Raw genomic sequence first — 21,039 nt, 5'->3', positions numbered from 1 at the left:
CGGTTAATCCCCTCTCCCTGGGGGAGAGGGTTAGGGTGAGGGCAAATTTTAGCCGACCAACTTCTTCGTCATTTCCAGCAACGTACGCACATCATCCGGGCGCGTATTGCCGCTCGCTTTATCAATAATCGAGCTGTAAATATGCGGAATAATTTTACTCACGCCCGCGTCCAGAGCGATCTTCAGGATCTCTTCGTAGTTTTCAAGATCGATCCCACCGGTGGGTTCCAGCCAGAAATCGTGCTTCGCACAGGCCAATGCCACAGCCCGGAACTCATCACGGTATTTCAGGCCACCCATCGGGAAATATTTGATTGAGCTGCCGCCCATATCTTTAAGCAAAGCAATCGCTGTATCAACAGACACAATGCCGTCAGAAGAAGCTGAACTCAGTGGGCCGGTGGAAATTTTTACCATCCCGACCATTCCCGTTGGGGAAACCAGGCCATTGACCACGCTTTCGTTTTGCCCAAGCAACGCACGGCTTGCGCCCACGCCAGTGAACACCTGGTTTACATGCTGCGGTTGTACCTGGCGGGAGATTTCACTGACCATCGCCGACTGATTTGGGTCGCCCGCGCCAAGCCCTACGGACAGCGCATTCTCGATCAATGCCGCGTACTCACGCATATCCGCCACGGCACTGGCGACATCCGGGTAGTTTTTGGAAAGCACGCCGACCAGCACATGGCCTTGCGCCGCGTCATAAATCTCTTTCGCGTTCTCTTTCGAACCCGCCAGCACATTCAGGCACACACGGTCGCGGTAAAAATTCGGGGTCAATTTCATGCCTGCTTCTCCTTGCTTACCAGTGCGTTAATGCAGTGATAAATAATCTCTAGCTGTTGTGGGCTGACGCTGCGCACATCGGCTTCAATAATCCCTTCATTGGCTTTGTAGCCACGGAAGAAAATCGCGTACTCGCCCTGTTTCAGCGCGCTCACTAATTCCGAAGTGCCGATACCAATAACTACCTCATCGAACTTAATTTCTGTACGGGCGATATCACGGCCTGCGGCGTCCCACACCACACGTGCACTCACGCCATCAAGGGTGTTGAGACTGTCGATAAACGGCGTCATTTTTTCGACCATTTGCGTACCGCTTTCTTTGGCGGCCGTTAAATAGTGTTCGATGGCGCAGGTCAGGCCGAGAATGCCCTCTTTGCCGACTTTCATGGCGCGGCCAATACCGCCGGTTTGCAGTTTTACCCATTCAACATACTGCGTTTTGCCAATCACCAGGCCGCTGGTTGGCCCTTCAATCGCTTTCGCGCCGCTGTAAATCACCAGATCCGCACCCGCACGGTAGTAGCACTGCAAATCTTCTTCCGCGGCAGCATCAACAATGAGCGGCAGGTTATGTTTGCGAGCCACGACCACGGCCTGCTCAACGCTAAGCATGCTTTTCTGTACCGAGTGGTGCGATTTGATATACAAAATGGCGGCGGTGCGCGGGGAAATCGCCGCTGCCAGTTGGTCAGCTGAACATTCGTTTGCATAACCCGCTTCAACCACTTTGCCGCCACCGAGATTCACCATGGTGCCAACCGGTGCGCCGAAGTTCACGTTGTGGCCTTTCGGCAGCACGATCTCGTTGTTTTCAAGGGGTGCGGCGTGCAGGTTTTCAATCAGCCAGGCGTTGTCTTTTACCAGTACAGCCGCCACGGATTGTGCGATCCCCGCTGATGCACAAGAGACAACCGTCGCGCCTTCAACTTCGAGCAATTTAGCAATGTATTCCCCGGTTTTGTTCACCAGGTCTTTCATTTCAAAGTAATGATTCATGCCGGTGGTCACGGCTTCGACCACTTCAGGGCGCGGGGTAGAAACACCGAGCGCCGTCATGCGGCCAGAAGCATTAATGACTTGTTTTAAATTGTATTTCTCATAAATCGAAGACATGTTCTTCCTTCCCTTGTTCGGTAACAAACCACTTCCCGGCACGAACTGCGGCGAGTGCAACCAACAGTTGTTCACCCTGGAGAGTCTGGCTTTCTGAGTCGGTAAAGACCGTCGGCTGGCGGCGTTGAGTAAAAATGGTCAGGTCGCCATCAAGGCCAACGGACAAGCGCCCTTTACTGGCCAGGCGTAAACCATCGGCGGCATGAGCGGTAACACAATCAATCACTTGTGGAAGTGACATACCAATGGAGAGGAATTTAGACATCACCACGCCAAGGCTATGCACCGGGCCATTAATGCGGTTACGGCAGTAAATATCGGAGCTGATGGTGTGCGGTAAAATCCCTTTGCCGATGGCAATTTTCGCCACTTCAAAGCTGAAACTGGCGGAACCGTGGCCCACATCGAGGCGCACGCCGCGCTGAATGGCGCTTGAAATTGATGCCCGCAATTCACCGGCAGGTGTCAAAATGCGGTTCGGTTTGCCGTTGTAGCAGTGGGTAATGATGTCGCCGGTTGTCAGCAAATCGGCAATTTCGTCGAGGTCTGGCGGGTTATTGCCAATGTGTACCATCAGCGGCAAATCACCGTTTTCACGCTGGATTTCTTTCGCGCGCTCCAGCGGTTTAATGCCGTTCACGCCGACGACGCTGCTGCTCATGCGCGCTTTGATGCCGACGATAAAACCAGGGTGGCGCTTTACCGCGTCACGCACGGCGATTTTGTCGATATTCGCCATATCCGACAGTTCGTTCTGCGCAATCAGTCCAACGCGGGAAATGTTCAGTAACGCGTAAACATCCGTCGTGGCTTTGCGCGTCAGCTCGTAAAACTCATCAATATCATCAGCACCCGTGCTCCCGGCATCAACAACCGTCGTGACGCCAGTATTTATGCCAATGCTGTCAGGGTCGTCGTGATAAATCGGGGATTTTTGGTAGCAGTGGACGTGGGAATCAATCCAGCCTGCACTGACATAATATTCGCCATTGAGCTGGCGCTCTTCTTTCGCCTCACCTGTGATTTCGCCAAGTGCTGCAATTTTTCCGTCCTTCAACGCGATGTCGATAACGGTGTCATCCACAAGACATGCGTTGCGCAGGATTAAATCGAACATGGTTTTCTCCTGACTGGCGGGAGGCATACGCTTCCCGCCCAAAAAGGGCTACAAAGCAATCGGGAAGAATGCCCCAAAAAGCATCGCACCAAGAATCGCGCCACCGGTAATCGGCTTATTCCAAAGATAAAACAGCAGAGAACCAATCAACGAGCCAATACCAATCGGAATAGAAGCGGTCATTGCGCTGAGGATAATCAACGGGCCCAGGAAGCGGCCGGATGCGTTACCCGCGCCCATCATGACGTCTGCGCCGTAGGTTGAGTTGCTCTGGTTGACGGTGAATTTACGCGCCAGAATAATCACATAACCAATCGCCAGGCCAATCACCAGGCCCGTTACCAGCGATGCCGCAAAGTTTGCGACCGGGAAGATAATACCCGCGCCGAGTAACAGCGCCGGAACGCCAAGACCGACGCCGGTTTGAATCGCCCCGCCGATATCCAGAATCCCGACCAGCGAACCTTCAATGATGCGGGCAAACAGGAAGCTGGCACCAAACGCGGCGACTGCGCCATACACACCGGTATCAATCCCAGCACGCAGCATGGAAACAAACGCCACTTCGTTAAATGCGCCAATGCCGTACAGGTAATACATGTGTGTCCCGGCGAACACACCGGAAGAAAGCAGGCCAACGAAAATCGGGAATGACCAGTCGGCGTACCAAAAACCTTTATTCGTTTCCATCACAGGCTCCCTTATTTTCCGCTCATCGAGTTATGGATCAGACTGAGCCAGTCCGGCACGGTCAGATGGAAGGATTCGATCATCTTCATATCGAAGCCACGGAAGAAGCCACTCAGCACAAACAGCGCGATAATCGCCACCATCATCACTTTGGTGACGTGGTTCCAGCCGCTCTCTTCCACGCCTTTACCAATTAGGATGCCCAGCACCAGGCCTGGTACGGCGTTGCCCATAATCAGTTGCGCACAGCCACCGAAAATAGTGGCCCAGAAGCCTGATTTTTTACCGGCATCAATCGCTGCCAGCCAGAAAATCACTGGCATGATGATGGTCACCAGCAAGTTCGCCGCAGGGACCAGCACTTTGACTGCGGTGACCTGTAATGCTGCGGGAACGGCAGACGCAGTAGTGTTAAGGAAGGCCACCACAATCATGCCGATGATGCCGCACGCGACAGCCATTTTGCGCGGGTCGTGCAGGGTCTCAGCAACATTACGATTTTTCATCATCAACGCAGCCGCACCCCAGTGTGGGATAATGCGGTGGTCAACATCCTGAGTAAAAGCACCCGCCGCAACGGACGACGCCCAGGCGTTGAAGAAGAAACCTAAACCAAATGAGAAGTGTGAAGCCGGGTCGCCTTCGCAAGAGTTCAGCTCGCCGAGGGTACGAAAAGCGCCCATACCTTGCGTGGTCGGCGCATGAAACATACGTGCAGCCCCGGCGCCCACTCCAACGCCAACCAGACCGCCGATGATTAGCGATTTTATTAATATAATTAAGAACATCTGTCTGTCCTTTCTGTGTGATTTTTAGGTTGTGGAGAATTCAACTTTATCGAGATTAATCGCCGTCACGTTGACTGAAACATCCAACTCCACGCTGAACATCTGTTTTTCACGTTTCAGAAAGAAGAACAAAAAGGCCTCTTTCTTGACCTGTACTCGCGCCTGAACAACCTGCACATCCTGTGGCTCAATACGCAGTAAAATGTGGGGAGATGACTTCATAACCGAGCCCTGAACATGATTCAGGGCATCAGCAAAGGCCTTGGCTTTCGTGTCGCCACGACCTTTCACTCTCACCGTTTCGGAGAAGTGTTCTTTCATACTTAGTTACCGTACTTCTTAGCCCAGGCCAGAACTAAGCGCTCGCCCAGTTCTTCTTTATCCATAAAGCCGAAGCCCAGCACGTTGTTGCCTTCGTTGATGGCAGTCACGCCCTCTTCAACTGAACGCATGCCGTATTTGGCTTTGTAGCCATGTTTGGTTTGCGCGGTGATGGCACCTGCGCCGCCGCTGCCACAGAAAGAGATGCCGAATGTGGCGTTCTCAGCTTTCATCACGTCGCCAAGTTTCATATCAGCGGCAACACCAGGAATAACCACGGCACGGCCGCCTGCTTTCTCAATCCCTGCTGCCACTTTCTGGCCTTTACCCAGGCGGTCGCCGATCACTACGGTAATTTGTTCCATTTGAATCTCCTGATTATTCAAAGATTGTCTTTCGCGACTTCGAAATGCACTGACAGCAACCACGCCTCTTCAACCGGCAGATTGCCAAACTGTTCCACGACTGCTTTTGCCATTTCCAGAGAGTCAGCAGAAATTTCCTCGAACAGGCTTTCTTCAACTTCTGGCAACGGTTCGCCGGTCAGTGACCGGTGCGCCATGGCGCGAACGTGGGATGTCAGCATCTGTTCCTGAACTGCGTTTGGCGTGATGTTCCGGCCTTCCAGCAGCGTCCTGATAAACGCCAACACTTGCTCCGTAAGTTGTGTGGCGTCGGTACTTCCGGCGTCATTAACCTTTACCGCTCCGTTATTCACACTGCATACCTCGTTTACTGATATGGCTCTAAGGTATCGGTGGGGGTTAAAGGTTTGTAGCGCGTTGTTTTCCACTTTGAAGTGGAAATCCCAACCTCAATAGTGATATGCGCCACAAAAAAGGGCTAGTTCGTGATATTTCGCTGGTTTTATGTGATTAGGTTCACGGATTAACGAGGGTAAATCTATTGGCGACAGTGATAGTTTTTGAGCGAAATTGTGATGTGGGGATAGTTTATGGGGAAATATTGGAAAGAGTTATGGGTGGATTTTCCAGTAAAGAAAACTTCCTGCGAAGCTCTGCGCAAATCGGTTTGATGGCGTAAGCAATGCGGAGTCAAACACCCACGAATTACTCTTTAACCTCTGGATTTGTTAATGAATTTATAAATTTTTTCAGAGTTTCATACAAATCCGGAAGAAGCCTCGCAATCCCATAAACCCATCAGTGACAGTGGGTTAAGCGTTGCGGTATTATGCGTGCACTGCGGCACATCCGCAGTCGGGAATTGCAGCCCGGAGTATCAACGACATCAAGGACGAGCACTAATCTCTTCTTTGTTGTGCCTCGCTACATCCGTCAAAAATCAGACTCTCAGATTTAGACGTTCAATGGTGGCTCAGGCAGGGCTGACTTCGGTCAGGCCGGGTCGTTGGTACCGGTACTGCAATCCCTGTCTGGGCTACCACCAAAAGAGAATTGCGGCTCTAAGTGGTAGCTTTTAAAAACTACCAACGGAAAAGCACAATGAAAAGAACTTCACACACCCCGACCTTCCTGCCCTTCCTCACGGCTTCCCGCACATTAACTGTATGCGGAGGCAAAAAATGACAACACATTCCGACTGGCACAAAGCCGATATTATTGCCGCGCTGCATAAGAAAGGCACTTCGCTGGCTGCACTTTCGCGTGAAGCGAACCTCGCATCTTCAACTCTTGCGAATGCGCTCTCTCGCCCATGGGCCAAGGGCGAACTGCTTATCGCGCATGCCATCGGCCTGCCGCCCGCGCAAATCTGGCCGAGCCGCTATTTTAATAGCGAAGGCGCACAACTTGCCCGGCCGATGAGAAACAGAACGCGTTAAACCCTGCGGTTGCCAGAATGGTTGGGGTTTCCCCAACCGTTTTCGTCTACAAGAAGTTAAGTTTGATGGTCGCAATGGTGTCGACTTTCCCGGCCTTCAATTCAGGCGAAGTCACGATATAACGCGCCGCCAGCGGTATCGAACTCTGGTTATTTACCAGCGGCAAATCGTCGAGCGACACGGGTGAGCCAAAAACCAAAGGCAAATTGCGATAGAGGATCTGCACACCCACACCCGTCGCGTTACCCGCAGTCAGCGTGTTTTTCAAAATCCCCCTTCCAGAATCCTCTGCCACGCCAAAAAACGTCATTTCGATGTGTTCCGGGGAACCGGTGCAAATATAAGTAACGTCAAGCGGAGTGGATTCTCCAGTCTTCTGCGCTTTCAGTGTCGCAACATCAACAGGGATGAGGCTGAATGCGGCATTCGCCGCTGAGAAGCGGCAATAACCCGCCGGAGGGGTGGCGCTAAATGTATAATCCACGCTGACAGACTGCTGCAGTGCGGATCGCGTCAGCGTCAATATAGAAGGACTTTGGTAGCTGATGTGCCCTAAAGACGCAATCGAGCCGGTCTTGACCAGTTCGGTTTTAATAAACACATCGTCGCTGGTTAAATCGCTTTTATCATCCAGCGCAAACTGCTCGTTAACCGGCAGCGCGTTCAGCGAGGTGTGATTTCCTTTCTGGCGAATCAATAAAGAAAGGCGAATACCAATTCCGGCGACCGACGTCGGGTAAACGTTATCGCCCGTCATGCTGCCGTTCATAATACCGTTGATGGATAACTGTTCCTGCGGCTGCGAAGGGGCGCAGCTAATATCCAGGCGTTGGTGAGCAAGGCTGGAAAGCGTGGCGCGTTTCATATACAGCGTGTCGCCCACATTGGCCTGCAGAGGATCTTTTTGCAGCGATCCGTTGAGCACGATAGAAAGCCGCGATTGGCTTTGCACATTGCAGGCTGAAGCGAGCGCGGGGAATAATACGCCCAACCCCGACAGCAGTAAGATTATTAAGGTTCTACGCATCTTAACTATTCCCACAGATTAGTTTCATCATCGTTATCGGTAATTTCCCGCTCGCAACCGGCAATTTGTAATGCGCTTTGCAAGACTGGTTATCGTCTGTACTAATACTAAGGTCACCTTCTTCCGGTGCACCGGTAATAAACAGTTGCCCACCCTCACCCACGAAAAACATTCTGTCGCTGTCGTTGAGGCTTGCCTGTGCGCCAAAGGGAATTTCTTTTCCGCCATTGGTCACAGTAAAGAGGACTTTACGGCCAATGTTCGCCGGGAAATTAGCAAGGACGATGGCATCTTTAGTGGGAATAACGTTGGTTGAAATATTCTCAAATGAAACGTTGGCACCCACGCTGTCAGCATCTATTTGAATCGTATTATTATCGTATGCAGACAATTCAGGCACGATGGTATAGCCGCGCCAGTCGGTATAAACACCAAGGTTATTTTTTACCCCAACATGTTTAGCTCCAGGTGCGCTTACCAGCGCTAACGCGCCGTCCGAATACTGGCCAATCGTTGCGCCATGGCGATGCACAATAAGTTGCCCGGAAAGCGAGTAAGTAAACTGTTTCTGGTTTTCATCCTGGTTATAACCCGCCTGAAGCTCACCGTAGCTCCCTTTATAGTCGGTATTAATACTGGCACTTCTGCCATCGTCTTCGCCCTTCCTGATGTTGTAACCCAACTGCGTGTTATAGGTGAACACATCGGAATCCATAATATTGCCATTTAAGCCCAATGTCTGGTTGCTATTCCCTTTGGTGTCATTAGTCATCATTAATGAAGCGGAATTTTTTGCCTCTTTGTTGAATATGGATAACGGCAGTGAGATGTTCACCATTATCTGTTTGTCATTCGTGACGTTCCCTGCTTCATCAAATTCCTGGTTCAGGCCCAGGGTAATTGAAGTATTTAATAACCCGATCGGGGTACTAAATCCAAGCTGGTACATTTTTGAGCTTGCACTGTCTCTATAATCCGTTTGGTTCATAGAGATAAACAGAGTTTGGGTGTCAGTCAGCGCCTGGTTAAGCGTCAACGTGAACTGTTTTTCGGGTGCCTTGCTTTCATCTGCCGTACCGTAGTTATCAGCAAATGAAACATAACTTTCGCTATATTGGGTGTAGCTAAAGTTGATATCGCTGCGGGTAATATCCATATGGTTAGCATAAGCAAGGTGCGTCGCAGTCCCGCTGCGGTTTTCCTGGCTCGAGACAAGCGTGGAGTTTTCTTTTGCAACATCAACGGAGAGTGCGCCGAGAAAACCTAAATCCAGCCCCACACCGAGGTCGTAACTTCGGTAATCGTTACTATTTTGTATGCCACTGAGCAAAGTCACGCCATGGGGTAAACCATAAGCCGCTGTTGCCTGGACTACATCAGGCTCCTCAGACTTTATTTTTGCCTCAGAATATTTCCCGGCAGAAAGCCCATATTTTAATGAGCCCTGGCGCTGCAAAATAGACATCGAAGAAAATGACTGGCTAAAATGCTTTTCGCTGCCGTCAGCTTCTTGAATGGTGATATCTAATAATCCGCCAGATGAAACGGGAGCCATATCCGTAATAGCAAATGGGCCGGCGGCGACATTGGTTTGATAAATAATATTATTGTTTTGCCGGACAATGACTTTTGCATTGCTATTCGCAACGCCACGGATCACCGGCGAAAAACCATTAATGCTGTCTGGGATCATTTCGGTTTCAGAAGTCAGCTGCGCACCTTTAATGCGAATGCTGTCGAACAGATCGCCAGTGGTGTAGGCATCACCCATCACCAGTTCACTTTTTAACGAAGGAATTGCACGCTCAACATAGGTGCTGAGGCTTGCCACTTCTGTACCGGAGCTACTGCTTTGCGAGAGGGTCGATAAATTGCGCAAACGCCATGCACCAAGATTCAGCCCATTTTTGAAATTCACAAAATTTTCACCACCTGCAGAGCTATCCTGTTTGTTTTCGATGGTTTGCGAACCAGACGCCTGATAACCAATGAGCAAGGCGGCAATACCGTTATCCCAAAGCTCCGGGGGGATCTCATCTTTAAGCAAGGTACGCAGCGTGGTTTGCGGAAAAGAGAGCGATAATTTTTTAGTCAGGTAATCAAACGAAGATGTGGCAACCGGCACCGCTTCGCTCAGTAAAACACAACTACGCTCTTCTTTGTCCAGGTTGATATTCACATCATGTGAAGACGAATCAACGCCGATTTTTGCGTATATCTCAACGGGAATACAGGGGACCAGCGCATCTTTTTGCAATGAGAATTGAATATCTTCCGTCGCGAATTTTTTGCCATTCACCTCAATATAAACGCGATAAGTGCCTTCTTTAACCTGGTTTGCCAATACAGCTTTGAGATCGGTAATGGCAGGTGCTCCCCCCAAAGACTGCATCATTCCTGGGTCAAAATAAGCCTGCCCTTGAGCCGCAGATATTGACGCTAAAATAGATAAAAATAACGAACTGCGAATTAAGGCAGGTTTCATAAGGGCACGAGCAATTATAAGCGACATGGCAAGCTTCAGTTTTACCTACGGTTAGAGCGTCGCTGTTTTCTCAGGCGAAGTAACAGAAAATTCGTTCATAGCGGTCCAGACAACTTTCGCGCCAGCAGGTGCAGATTTCACTTTGTAGGTCTGTTCGCCATGGGGGGCGACTACGGTGTTGTTATCCTCAATAGATATTTTTAACGCTTCGTTATTAATTAAGACTTTATTCATAACAACGTAGTAAGGAGAATTATTGGTCACTGTTACCGTGTCGTTACTCAACCTCTTCCAGGAAAGATTGGTGATAGCATCTTCCGGGTTACCTGGAAGGTTCTCAGGACGATAGAAGACTTTAATACGAGTCAGTACCGCAACCATGACTTTGGTTTTAACGATCTTTTCGCCATCTGTCATTGCTGGAATAGCTTTGACATCTAACCACAAAAGGCTTTCACGATCGGTTGGCAAACCGTCACCGGCATACATCACCTGAACAATCGCTTCACTTTTATTTGCCATATGGAAAAGAGGAGGTGAAACAATAAAAGGCAGTTTTGCATTTTGTTCAAGTTGTGGATTACCTTTGGCATCAACCCATGATTGAACTAAGTACTCGCGGTCTTCTGCATTTTTAACCGTAAGATTAATATCCGGATCTTTGGCATGATAATAAACACGGTTTGCTGAAAGCTGAACCGTAGCATAGGAAGAAAAACTCAGGCTGGTCAGTGCAAAAATAGCTGCCGTGACGAAAGAATGTAATTTCATAATGTATTCCACAGATAAAAATGGCTGGCAAAAATGCCAGCCATCAGATGACTAATTTCTAATTAAAGGAAGTTAACTTTAACGTTAGTCGTAGCGCTGATGGTGCCAGAAACAACTTTTTCAGAATCAATAGTTTGAGCTGGAGCAACGTACAGAGGAATGCGAACTCCCCCTTGGCTCTCTGTGCTATGAACCAGTGAGCTGCCAGTGTTAGCTGCAATTAATAAATGCTCACTGGTAAGTAGATTTTGGTCCCAGAAGCTAATTGCTACATGTTTTGCGCTACCAGGTGCTGCATCCAGTGCGATCAGATCGCTGTTTTCAGCATCTGCGGTACCCATGATGGTGACAGAAACAGTCTGCCCAGCAGGACATTTGCTCAAGATGATGTCATAAACAGCACCAGCGTTATTTTTATAAGGTTTCTTTGATGCCACAGTACCAATATCGTAAATGCTGATGTTATCAAACTGCACGGAAGCTGGTGCATCCACTTCACAAGCAATGTAATCAGTAACCTGGCCGGTCAGGGTAATGTCAGTAACGCTTGCTTCTTGTGCTGCATGGCTAATACCCACAAGGCCAGAAAATGCCATAGCCAAAGAAAGAGCTAAAATCTTTTTGTTCATAATAAATCCCTTATTTTTAAACTGATCAGCAAATAACTATTAGAGGAAAGTGACTTTAACTTGAGCGGTTGTAGACACGTCGCCCGCAGTCACTGTGCTAGTTGCGCTAGATTTTACTAATGCGAAATCCAGGTTATTTACTGGAGCAGTTGCTTTAATTGGTTCACTGCCGAGCTTGTACTGGACACCGTCAGCGTGGTTCCACATAGCAATACCAACATTAGCCGCTGCATTTGTTGTCGCGCCATTGGTCAGAATTGTGCTGTCTGTGGAGTCTGCGGTACCAATAACAGAGATTTCTGCATTAATGGTTTCACACTCATTGATGTTAATGCGCAGAGTACGGGTATAAAGCTGTGCTGGTGCTTGATCTGAAGTTTTCAGGTCAGCCATCAGAGGAGAACCCAGATCTACTGAGTTAGAAGGCATTTCTACTACACAAGCTGGAGCGCTAATAGAACCTGAAACTTGCAGAGCCTTGATACTTGAGTTTTCTTCTGCTGAAGCATTTGCCATAGAACCAACAAGAGCGCTTGCTGCAACTAAAGATGCAAGCGTCACTTTTTTGAAAAATGTATTATTCATTTTGTGTCCCTTTTTTATATAAAATAAATATCAAACCTTATCAGCATCATGCTAATAGAGTTTGAGATTTATCATTCCATTTAGTTAACTACGAAAGAAAAACTTATATGGCTGAGTGTTGTAAATGAACCGCAATATTACTAATTTCTTTAGTCAGGTTGTATTGCGTGAGCACTTTACAACGCAAGTTAATAATTTTCACTTGCGAAATGGTCCAGGGTTGGACTGGCGAAACTAACGCACTGTTTGAGCTATATTTCGCTGGCCTCTTAATAAAAAATCAAATCAACGGGGGTAGAGGAAAGGATGCCGACAATGAAAAAAGTCAGTAGCCTTGCTAAAGTACAATTTCATTTAATATCATAAACTTTATCAATCGATTTAAGCATTCCATTCTCCATTTTGATAGAACCACCCGCTTTCATTTCAGAGAGAATGCGCATAGTACCGCTACGTGATATTCCAGTTTTGCTACGTATATATTTTTCCGCAGGTAAACTTTCACGCAAAAGCTTAGGCTCATTCATTAGCTCTATTAATTGGTTGCGAACTATCTCAAACGAGCTGGATGGTGATAACTGCAAGGTGTGTGTAAAGAGGGCATTAGTTACAGCCTGCAGATGCATGGCGAAGATTTCCCAAAGCCCGTGCTGGCCAATGAGTTCCAGCAACTGGCAGTGGTCCAGTACGGCTATTTCAGAAGGGATAGAGACTCTGAGTGCCAGGCTAGCACAGAAAATATTGGCCTGGGGCTGTACTCCCCCTCTGATAGAAGGCGCTTCAAACATACCAATTAAAGTGTCACCAGGTTGCTGATGGAGAGTGACGGCCCCGCTTCTAATAAGGTAACACTTAGGAACACTATCTTTCTCAAACGCTAAACGCCTGCCGGTAGGATAGAGTTTGTAGTCGACATAAGGGCTCAGTTTCTCTACCAGCATTCCGGTGTATTTAGACAGAGCTCTCTTGGGAAGAGAATCAGGATCAATTCTTTTTTTCATAGCGATATTTGAAGCTTATAGTTTTAACACAATGAATATTAAGGTTTTTACTAGTCCATGCTGAGAAAAACCATCCTTAGCATGCTAATTATATGATACATTCACTAGAATATGTAAAATCTCGCGAGCGGAAATGAGTCCTAATTTGGACCGAAAAATCATTGAATTAAATATTACCCGCAAACATAATCAACCTCGTTGATACAGAGATTTCTCGGTTTATTCATATTTGTGCCATCTGGCATTTTGATTGCTATTATTGTAATTACATTCAACTTCGCCTGAATATCTGCAAGCATTAAATAACAGCAACCCACCTGAGCTTTTATAAAATAGCGCGACGGTTCTCTTTGGCGGAAAAATGATTAACATCATTATTGATGGTGAATACAAGTTATATAACCACGGATTAAAACTGTTCCTCAGTCATATACTTATGGAACAATTTAAGATAAGTAGCAGGTACTTTGATTGTTTAAACGATCAAACAATTCAAGATGCAGATATCATTGTCATCTCCCTTGAGGCTGGCGAAAGGTACATCTGCCATCCGTTATTAAAAAAGCGAAAAAAAAACAGTCTGGTAATAGGATTGTACGATAGAGAAAACCACAACATCTCTAATCGCCTACCACATTGCACAAAAAAAATGGTGTATATCAATCGCACAGAAAATCTTAGCGAGATAAAAAAAACCGTTTTGCTACAGTGGGAAATACGCAACAATAATTCATTTGATGCTGGACTAAACAATTGCCAGAACTGCCGCTACCGCACATTATCCCCTCAACAGATCAACGTAGCCGGACGCTATTTCAATGGCAAGTCCATACAGGAAATAGCCGTTGAGTTAAATCTCAATCGCAAAACGGTCTTGTCACATAAATATATGGTAATGAAAAAATTCAATCTTATTTCAGATTATGAACTGATAAGTTTTCTGGCGAAGGTTGATTTACCTGAGAATGTAGCAGGTCTATTTCCTGGGTGTACAAAAAGAAAAGCATTCAGCAGTAGCGGATTGTGAGGTAAAGCAGCAAAAGCGAACTGGCGGGGCAAACCCCGCCAGAATATGAAAGGTATTTGATTCAAACGCCCATCTTTTACTTCACCAGACCCATGCTCTGTGGCAGTGCCATGGTGATGGCCGGTAAATAGGTCACCATCATCAGTACAATCGCAATCACAGCAAAGAATGGTAGCAGTGGTTTAATCACGCGCTCAATCTTAATATCCCCGACTTTACAGCCAGTAAATAAGATTGGCCCGACTGGTGGCGTTATCGTGCCAAGCGACAAGTTGAACACCATCATGATACCGAAATGCACCGGGTCCATGCCAAACTGCATGCAGATTGGCAGGAAGATTGGGGTGAAAATTAATACCGCAGGCGTTGGGTCCATAAAGGTGCCCACCAGCAGCAATACCAGGTTCATAATCAGCAGAATAACGATGAAGCTATCTGTCGCAGAAAGTAAACCGGATGCAATCAGCGCAGGGATTTTGGTAAACGCCATGACCCACGACATAATCGACGATGCCGCCAGCATGAAAATAACAATCGCCGTCATTTTCGCGGTCGCGAGAAATATCTTCGGCAAATCATCCATTTTGATATTGCGGTAAATAACGCCGAGCACCAGTGAATAAACCACCGCAATTGCCGAGGCTTCTGTTGCGGTAAACACGCCACCCAGAATGCCGCCGATAACTACAACAATCATCATCAGGCTTGGAATTGCATCAAACAGAATGCGTAACGTTTTTCCTTTATCCGCAGAACGGTCGGCGACATAACCCCGGCGTTTGGCAATAAAACCCGCTACCAGCATCACACCTAAACCCCACAGAATGCCAGGCACATAACCCGCCATAAACAGAGCAGAAATAGACACGCTGCCTGCAACCGTTGCGTAAACAATCAAAGAGTTACTCGGCGGGATCAGCATACCCGTTGGTGCAGAAGCGATATTCACCGCGGCACTAAACGCCGGGTCATACTGCTCTTTTTTCTGAATTGGCGACATGATGCCACCGACCGCTGCCGCAGATGCCACGCCTGAACCACTGATGGAGCCAAACAGCATGTTGGCGACGACGTTGGTTTGCGCCAGAGGCCCCGGCAGGAAGTTACTGATCAATTTTGCACAATTAATTAAACGAATGGCTATCCCGCCATTGTTCATTAAATTCCCCGCCAATATAAAGAAAGGAATGGCTAATAAGGCAAAGGAGTCGAGGCCGACAAACACACGCTGTGCAGAGGTTAATATCGCACCATCGAAAGGCAATATAAGTAACATCGCGGCAAAAGATGAAATCCCGATGCTGATACTAATTGGCGTTCCCGCCAGCAGTAAAATAAACACACCGCTAAACATTACAAGGGCAACAACAATCGCAATATCCATATCAACACCTGATTAATCTTGTTTCGAGGAGAACTTTCTGAACAGCCCATATTGGTTATACAGGCAATAGAACAGCGTCATTGCTCCGCTCAGCGGAATCGCAATGTAGATAATGCCGATAGGGATTTGTAATGCGGAGTCGAGCTGTGCCATCTGGCGGCTCATACCGATATAACCACCGATAGTCAGCACCAGTAATGCAAAGACTGAAGTGGCTAACTCGCCAACGATTTCCAGAGAAAGACGCAATTTACGCGGCATTTTATCGCGCATAAACGTAATAGCCATGTGCTCGCGCAGACCAAAAACATATGCCCCACCGATCAGCACCAGCCAGATAAACAAATAACGCGCCAGCACTTCACTGACCGCGCTCGGGCTATTAAACAGATAGCGCGACGCCACCTGCCAGGTCACCAGCAACGTCATTAAACCAACAATCAGAATACACAGATAAGACGCAGCTTTATCCACGGCCTGTTTTACTCGTGTGACAAGCGAATAAAAATCAGATTTGGATACAGCGGTAGAGGGGGCGGACTGGGAAACTTTCATTTTTATCTCCACGGGGGACCCGAAGATCCCCCAAACTTCAAACCTTATTACTCGGCCATCTCACGAATTTTTTCGTACAGCGCTTTTTGTTCCGGGGTGGTCAACATGGCTGCTTGCAGCGGTTTGCAACGTTCCTGGAATGGTTTGATGTCCACTTCGGTAAAGACTGCGCCGTTGTCTTTCGCGGTTTGGCGTGCGCCATCAAGGGCTTTGTCCCACAGCTCGAACTGAGTCTGGGTACTCTCTTTAGCCAGTTTGCGGAACAGCTCGCGGTCGCTTTCATCCATCTTGGCGATGAAGTTTTCATTGGCGACTAACAGGTCAGCCACCATAACGTGACGCGTTGCAGAGAAGTACGGAGCCACTTCGTACTGCTTCAGGTCGGAATAGGTGATCTCGTTGTTTTCAGCACCATCCAGCACGCCCTGCTGAATCGCTGAATAAACTTCGCCCTGGCCCATTGGCACGCCGGTTCCACCCATGCAACTCAGCATTTTGATCATCGTGTCTGATTGCATCACGCGGATCTTTTTGCCTTGCATATCGGCCGGGCTGGTGACAGCGGCACCTTTGGTGTAAACGCTGCGTGCGCCTGCTGTGTACGCGGTGATCACTTCAAAACCGGTGCCTTTGGTGGAAGCAAACAAGTTATCGAGCACGCCAGAGGTAAACACTTTGCGCTGGTGATCCGGGTTGTCGTAAACATACGGCATGGCCAGAACAGAGAAGTTTTTATTGAAGTTTTCCACCAGCGGGTTGGCGACGACCGCCATCTGAATCGCGCCAGACTGAACCAGTTCCAGTGAAGCACGCTGGTCACCTAACAGTTCGTTAGGGTGAATTTCAAGTTTGTAGCGGCCATTAGTCGCCGCTTCCAGTTTATCACTGAAAGAGACTAACGCTTTGTATTGTGGATTGTTTTCAGACTGGTTAAACGCTGTTTTCAGGACTACAGGGCCTGTTGGCGCTGCGTCATCTCCACATCCGATCAGTAAAATTGTCGCCGCAACAGCGGTAGCAACCAGCGAAATTTTTGGCAAAACATGTTTGAAATGCTGCATCCTTCAGACTCCCTTATCCATGATTTCAGTTCGGTACTATTCCGTTTCGTAATCATTTACACACCAAACCCACACAAAATGAAACGTTATTTTATTTAAAAAGAAATTTTGATTCGTTTTGCTGATGAGGTCTCAAAATTGCAGAATTTTACGCTCAAAAACCGTACGATTAATGAACTATTTTCGGAAGGATAAATGGCGACTGTCAGAAATAAGGCGTGCACAGACAAGATCTGAGTCAGTGAAGCAGCAGCGGTTTTAGGGTACTTTATGGCAATCTTACTGGGTGAAACATTCGGAAAATTAATGAAAATAGACGCAGAAATCACCTTCCGTAAACTTGAGATTTTTATGGCGTTTATGGAAAAGGGGAATATCGCCCGTACCGCTGAAACGCTCGGTATTAGCGGTGTAAGCGTCCATCGCGCGTTGCATACGCTTGAAGAAGGCGTGCGCTGCCCGCTGTTTATCCATAAAGGCCGCAACCTTGTGCCACTGCCGTCGGCTTACACTCTACTGGAACACAGCCAGGAAGCGGTGGCATTGATGGCGCGGGGTATTGCAGAAACGCGCCAGGCAGCGGGGGTTGGGCAAGGACGATTGCGCATCGGCACGCTCTATTCGTTGACGCTCGAAACCGTTCCGCGCCTGATTATGGGGATGAAACTGCGTCGCCCTGAGCTGGAAATGGACCTCACCATGGGCTCCAACCAATTGCTACTCAACATGCTCGAAGACGGCGTACTCGACGCGATTCTGATTTCAATTTCGGAAAGCGAAATCGACCGTAACCGCCTTGAAGTACTCCCGCTTTTTCATGACGATATTTTCCTCGCGGCGACCTCTTCTTTCCCGCTCGATACCAGCAAGCTGGCAGATTTACGTGATTATCGTGATGAGAAGTTTGTTTCGCTCGCGGAAGGTTTTGCCACCTACAACGGTTTCCAGGAAGCGTTTCACATTGCCGGTTTTGAGCCAGAAATTGTTACGCGAGTGAACGATATTTTCTCGATGATAAGCCTGGTGCAGGCGGGTGTGGGGCTGGCGTTAATGCCGGGACGTATGAAGAAAGTGTATGAAAATTCGGTGCAGTTGCTCAAACTTGCCGAGCCGTATCAAATGCAGCAGTCCATCGCGATTGTCTTTGCCCGAAACCGCGAACTTGATCCAAACTTGCTGGCGCTCGCCGCCGAAGGGCGCATGTACGCCCGTTCGTTTATAGATACGCCTAACGCGCCGCTTTAACGCGCTCGGCAAGACGTTGAATCAAGGCTACATTGCTTTGCTCACGGCACAACATATCCCCTTCGCGGAATGCCTGGCGGGTCAAACCTGTCAGCACACTTCCCGGCGGCATTTCGATTGCCAGACGCACATCACGTTCGTTAGCGGCAATCATCGCATCGCGCCAGCGCACGGTGCGCGACATATTTAGCGCCAGATCATCGGCGATCTGTTCCGGTTGCCATAGCACGCGCGCGGTGCTGCCGCTCAGGTAAGTACAACGCGGGCGCGAAAGTGTCACATCAGCAAATGCCTGTTGCAGTTTGAGTGCCGGCTCACGCAGTAATTCGCAGTGCGACGGCACGCTAACCGCCAGCTGTTTCGCTTTTTGCGCGCCAGATGCCAGCGCTTTGTGCGCCACGGCAGCCATTTCGTCATCGCGCCCGGCAATTACGATTTGCTGCTCGGCGTTAATATTAGCGATAAACGTTCCGCTACCTTCCACCAGCCGCTCGACCTGGCTCAATTGCAGGCCGGTGATTGCTGTCAGGCCATAGCCTTGCGGGTATGCCTGCTCCATTAAATCACCACGCAATGCCACTAAACGCAGCGCATCTTCAAAGCCTAACGCCCCTGCGACAACCGCCGCAGGAAAAGCACCAATGGATAGCCCGCAAACCATATCTGGTGGCACGCCGTTATTCTCAAGTTCTTGTGCCCACGCAACGCCTGCAATCAGCAAGCAGAGTTGGACTGCACGGGTATGCTTCAGAGATTCAGGGGTATCAAGCGAGTCGGTTTCATCACCTAAAACCGTGCGAACTCGCGCTAAAATATCGCCATCTTGCGGTAACGCCTGCAACATGCCAGCACGTTGCGTTCCCTGCCCGGGAAAGGTGAAGAGAATTTTCATGCTTATCCCTTTTGCATCCACGGGTCGCTGACTAACTGCGGCCCGTTGCCTGTTTTCAACAACACGCGCCCATCACGCAGCCATTCTGCCAGCGCAAACGCACCCTGCGGCGTTTCGATTTGCGTATCGGCACGGCACAACAACTGGCTGATAACCTGCTGCCATTCGAGCAGCGCCTCGCGTTCAACGCGTTCCGGGCAACGAATCAGCAAATCAAGGTCGCTTTCTGCGTGCATGACCGGGACTTCCGTCGCCAGCGCGTAACCCACGCTTCCGGTAATGCCCCAGACCCAGGGCCATTCACGTAACGCAAGCTGGATTGCGCCCTGAACAGGCGGCATTGAAACAAACGGGGATTTGACTAAGAGTTCGCGTGCAGCCAGTGATTCAGGGGAAACGACGCGTTTAATCTTTGCGGCATTTACCCAACCGGCTGCACGCTGGTCGCGGCGCATTCCACGAACACCTACCGGAATGCGCCCTTCATGTTCCACATCACGCCGCACCACCACTGGTAGAGCTGGCCGCCATTGGCTTGCTACCCACTCTTCACTTATACCTTCAAGCGCGTTGCTTTCGCTAAGCCAGAGTAAGTCGTGTGGGCGTGGTGTGTTCATGTTTTACATTCCTGAAGTCAGAGAGATAAACAGCGGTAACGACAGGATAGAGAGCACGGAGCTAAGCAGCAATACTGCCTCTGCATCCGGGGACTGCACACCGAAACGGTTGCCGAACACCACGCCGAAGAAACCCGCAGACAGCGCAATCATCAGGATCGCGGTGATAGCAATCGGGCCGCTTAGACCCAGAGCCATCACGATACCCCAGGCGATGAATGGCTGAATCAGCAGTTTGGTGATAGTCGCGGTGCAAACCACGGTGTTGATTTTCAGCTTACGGGCAGAAAGGATCACACCGGTCAGGAACAGTGCCGCAGCCGTTGCTGACATGCCTAATGGTTTGATAGACGACAGCAGCAAGTCAGGCATACGAATGCCGATTGCTGACAGAATCACACCCAACAACGGGCCCCAGACGATTGGTTTTTTCAGCGAACGCCACATCAGAACAGGCAGCATCGCCAGTGTTGAACCGGCAGCTTCGCCAGCAGCACGCGCTTTTTCACGCTCCAGAATCATCAGGCAGAACGGCGTCATCAGTACGGAGCCGCAGGCGATAGACACCGCAACAGACAGCGACGTTGATGGGCCTTCACCCAGCACGCTACCCAGAATTGGCAGGCCAAGTGCCGCATAGTTTGGCAGGGCTACGGTCAACGTCAGTACCGCCGCATCTTGTGGCGATTTTTTAAAGACTTTGGTCGCCAGGAAATAAATCGCAGCGTAGGTGATCCACATCGCCAGAACCAGCACCACACTCATTGGTGACTGTTTAACGATACCTTCCCAAGGGGTCTGAACCGTTGCGCTAAACAGCGCAGCAGGCAGGGCGAAATCCATTACAAAGATATTGAGCAGGGAAACATTTTTGTTATCGACCATCTTCGCTTTGCCGGCGAAAAAGCCGAGCAGCATGATGACAAAAATAGGAGCAAGAGCATGAACGATCACGTAAGTCATAACTTCACCTGTAGTTAAAAAAGAATTCAAGCACGTTCGCGATAGTTATTATTTTTCAGACGGTTATTTTATATTTGGCACATAAATATGCTTTTTGTTTACTCTAAATAATTCACGGTGCAGGAAGGCGGCAACGCAGCGAATCCCCCGGAGCTTACTGGAGTAAGTGACGG

At 48.9% G+C, this 21,039-nt stretch carries 23 protein-coding genes; 3 read left to right on the top strand and 20 right to left on the bottom strand.

Features of this window, described 5'->3' with window-relative positions; all coding sequences use genetic code 11:
* Positions 1-48: 48 nt before the first annotated feature.
* The 8 genes from dagF to M975_RS21495 are packed head-to-tail and all read right to left on the bottom strand — an operon-like array spanning position 49 to position 5,538.
* The gene (gene dagF / locus M975_RS21530; protein WP_064561897.1) at positions 49-789 is read right to left on the bottom strand and encodes a 2-dehydro-3-deoxy-phosphogluconate aldolase; all 741 of its coding nucleotides are present in this window, start codon (positions 787-789) and stop codon (positions 49-51) included.
* Entirely contained in the window at positions 786-1,904 is a 1,119-nt protein-coding gene (locus tag M975_RS21525; protein WP_064561896.1) for a DgaE family pyridoxal phosphate-dependent ammonia lyase, read from the bottom strand. Before M975_RS21525 ends, dagF begins: the two co-directional genes overlap by 4 nt.
* Positions 1,888-3,021, bottom strand: a complete 1,134-nt coding sequence (locus tag M975_RS21520; protein WP_064561895.1) for an amidohydrolase/deacetylase family metallohydrolase — start codon at positions 3,019-3,021, stop codon at positions 1,888-1,890. Before M975_RS21520 ends, M975_RS21525 begins: the two co-directional genes overlap by 17 nt.
* 48 nt (positions 3,022-3,069) lie before the next feature.
* Positions 3,070-3,711, bottom strand: a complete 642-nt coding sequence (locus M975_RS21515) for a DUF4310 family protein (RefSeq protein WP_064515863.1) — start codon at positions 3,709-3,711, stop codon at positions 3,070-3,072.
* Positions 3,712-3,722: 11 nt separating this feature from the next.
* Entirely contained in the window at positions 3,723-4,499 is a 777-nt protein-coding gene (locus M975_RS21510; RefSeq protein ID WP_064515860.1) for a DUF4311 domain-containing protein, read from the bottom strand.
* Positions 4,500-4,523: 24 nt separating this feature from the next.
* Positions 4,524-4,820 carry a DUF4312 family protein gene (locus M975_RS21505; protein WP_064561894.1) on the bottom strand — a complete coding sequence of 99 codons (297 nt, stop codon included), beginning with the start codon at positions 4,818-4,820 and terminating at the stop codon, positions 4,524-4,526.
* A 2-nt stretch (positions 4,821-4,822) separates the two neighbouring features.
* A complete protein-coding gene (locus M975_RS21500) occupies positions 4,823-5,185 on the bottom strand; it encodes an SFCGS family glycine-rich protein (RefSeq protein ID WP_064515856.1) in 363 nt (120 codons plus the stop codon).
* A gap of 17 nt (positions 5,186-5,202) precedes the next feature.
* Positions 5,203-5,538 carry a glycine dehydrogenase gene (locus M975_RS21495; RefSeq protein ID WP_064561893.1) on the bottom strand — a complete coding sequence of 112 codons (336 nt, stop codon included), beginning with the start codon at positions 5,536-5,538 and terminating at the stop codon, positions 5,203-5,205.
* Between the two features lie 828 nt (positions 5,539-6,366).
* On the opposite strand from M975_RS21495, the gene M975_RS21490 reads away from it, so the two are divergent.
* The gene (locus tag M975_RS21490; protein WP_064561892.1) at positions 6,367-6,624 is read left to right on the top strand and encodes a helix-turn-helix domain-containing protein; all 258 of its coding nucleotides are present in this window, start codon (positions 6,367-6,369) and stop codon (positions 6,622-6,624) included.
* Between the two features lie 46 nt (positions 6,625-6,670).
* On the opposite strand, the gene M975_RS21485 is transcribed toward M975_RS21490, so the two are convergent.
* From M975_RS21485 to M975_RS21460, 6 genes are all read right to left on the bottom strand, one after another.
* Entirely contained in the window at positions 6,671-7,651 is a 981-nt protein-coding gene (locus tag M975_RS21485; RefSeq protein ID WP_064561891.1) for a fimbrial protein, read from the bottom strand.
* 1 nt (position 7,652) lies between these two features.
* Complete coding sequence (locus M975_RS21480; RefSeq protein ID WP_064561890.1) at positions 7,653-10,163, bottom strand: fimbria/pilus outer membrane usher protein; 2,511 nt, start codon at positions 10,161-10,163, stop codon at positions 7,653-7,655.
* Positions 10,164-10,187: 24 nt separating this feature from the next.
* Complete coding sequence (locus M975_RS21475) at positions 10,188-10,907, bottom strand: fimbrial biogenesis chaperone (RefSeq protein ID WP_083967926.1); 720 nt, start codon at positions 10,905-10,907, stop codon at positions 10,188-10,190.
* A 62-nt stretch (positions 10,908-10,969) separates the two neighbouring features.
* Positions 10,970-11,536, bottom strand: a complete 567-nt coding sequence (locus M975_RS21470) for a fimbrial protein (protein ID WP_064561889.1) — start codon at positions 11,534-11,536, stop codon at positions 10,970-10,972.
* A gap of 39 nt (positions 11,537-11,575) precedes the next feature.
* Positions 11,576-12,121 (bottom strand): fimbrial protein, encoded by a 546-nt coding sequence (locus M975_RS21465; protein WP_064561888.1) that lies wholly within the window; start codon positions 12,119-12,121, stop codon positions 11,576-11,578.
* A gap of 350 nt (positions 12,122-12,471) precedes the next feature.
* Entirely contained in the window at positions 12,472-13,122 is a 651-nt protein-coding gene (locus M975_RS21460) for a helix-turn-helix domain-containing protein (RefSeq protein WP_083967925.1), read from the bottom strand.
* 361 nt (positions 13,123-13,483) lie between these two features.
* On the opposite strand from M975_RS21460, the gene M975_RS21455 reads away from it, so the two are divergent.
* Positions 13,484-14,149 (top strand): helix-turn-helix transcriptional regulator, encoded by a 666-nt coding sequence (locus tag M975_RS21455; protein WP_064561886.1) that lies wholly within the window; start codon positions 13,484-13,486, stop codon positions 14,147-14,149.
* 76 nt (positions 14,150-14,225) lie between these two features.
* Here M975_RS21455 and M975_RS21450 read toward each other — a convergent pair whose 3' ends face one another.
* Genes M975_RS21450 through M975_RS21440 form a run of 3 tightly spaced genes read right to left on the bottom strand, consistent with a single transcriptional unit; the run spans position 14,226 to position 17,149 of the window.
* Positions 14,226-15,533: a TRAP transporter large permease gene (locus tag M975_RS21450; RefSeq protein ID WP_064561885.1), complete on the bottom strand. Its 1,308-nt coding sequence runs from the start codon at positions 15,531-15,533 to the stop codon at positions 14,226-14,228.
* Positions 15,534-15,545: 12 nt separating this feature from the next.
* Positions 15,546-16,088 (bottom strand): TRAP transporter small permease, encoded by a 543-nt coding sequence (locus M975_RS21445; RefSeq protein ID WP_064561884.1) that lies wholly within the window; start codon positions 16,086-16,088, stop codon positions 15,546-15,548.
* A gap of 47 nt (positions 16,089-16,135) precedes the next feature.
* Positions 16,136-17,149 (bottom strand): TRAP transporter substrate-binding protein, encoded by a 1,014-nt coding sequence (locus M975_RS21440; RefSeq protein WP_064561883.1) that lies wholly within the window; start codon positions 17,147-17,149, stop codon positions 16,136-16,138.
* A gap of 306 nt (positions 17,150-17,455) precedes the next feature.
* Between M975_RS21440 and M975_RS21435 the strand changes: the two genes are divergently transcribed.
* Positions 17,456-18,394 carry a LysR family transcriptional regulator gene (locus tag M975_RS21435; protein WP_064561978.1) on the top strand — a complete coding sequence of 313 codons (939 nt, stop codon included), beginning with the start codon at positions 17,456-17,458 and terminating at the stop codon, positions 18,392-18,394.
* On the opposite strand, the gene mdcH is transcribed toward M975_RS21435, so the two are convergent.
* Genes mdcH through M975_RS21420 form a run of 3 tightly spaced genes read right to left on the bottom strand, consistent with a single transcriptional unit; the run spans position 18,378 to position 20,866 of the window.
* Positions 18,378-19,286, bottom strand: a complete 909-nt coding sequence (mdcH, locus tag M975_RS21430; RefSeq protein WP_064561882.1) for a malonate decarboxylase subunit epsilon — start codon at positions 19,284-19,286, stop codon at positions 18,378-18,380. The genes M975_RS21435 and mdcH overlap by 17 nt on opposite strands.
* Positions 19,287-19,288: 2 nt before the next feature.
* On the bottom strand, positions 19,289-19,903 hold the full coding sequence (locus tag M975_RS21425) for a malonate decarboxylase holo-ACP synthase (protein WP_064561881.1): 615 nt from the start codon (positions 19,901-19,903) through the stop codon (positions 19,289-19,291).
* Positions 19,904-19,906: 3 nt separating this feature from the next.
* Positions 19,907-20,866, bottom strand: a complete 960-nt coding sequence (locus M975_RS21420; RefSeq protein WP_064561880.1) for an AEC family transporter — start codon at positions 20,864-20,866, stop codon at positions 19,907-19,909.
* Positions 20,867-21,039: the final 173 nt, after the last annotated feature.

Source organism: Buttiauxella brennerae ATCC 51605, from assembly GCF_001654925.1.
GTDB lineage: Bacteria > Pseudomonadota > Gammaproteobacteria > Enterobacterales > Enterobacteriaceae > Buttiauxella > Buttiauxella brennerae.
This window is presented reverse-complemented; position numbering and strand designations above follow the sequence as displayed.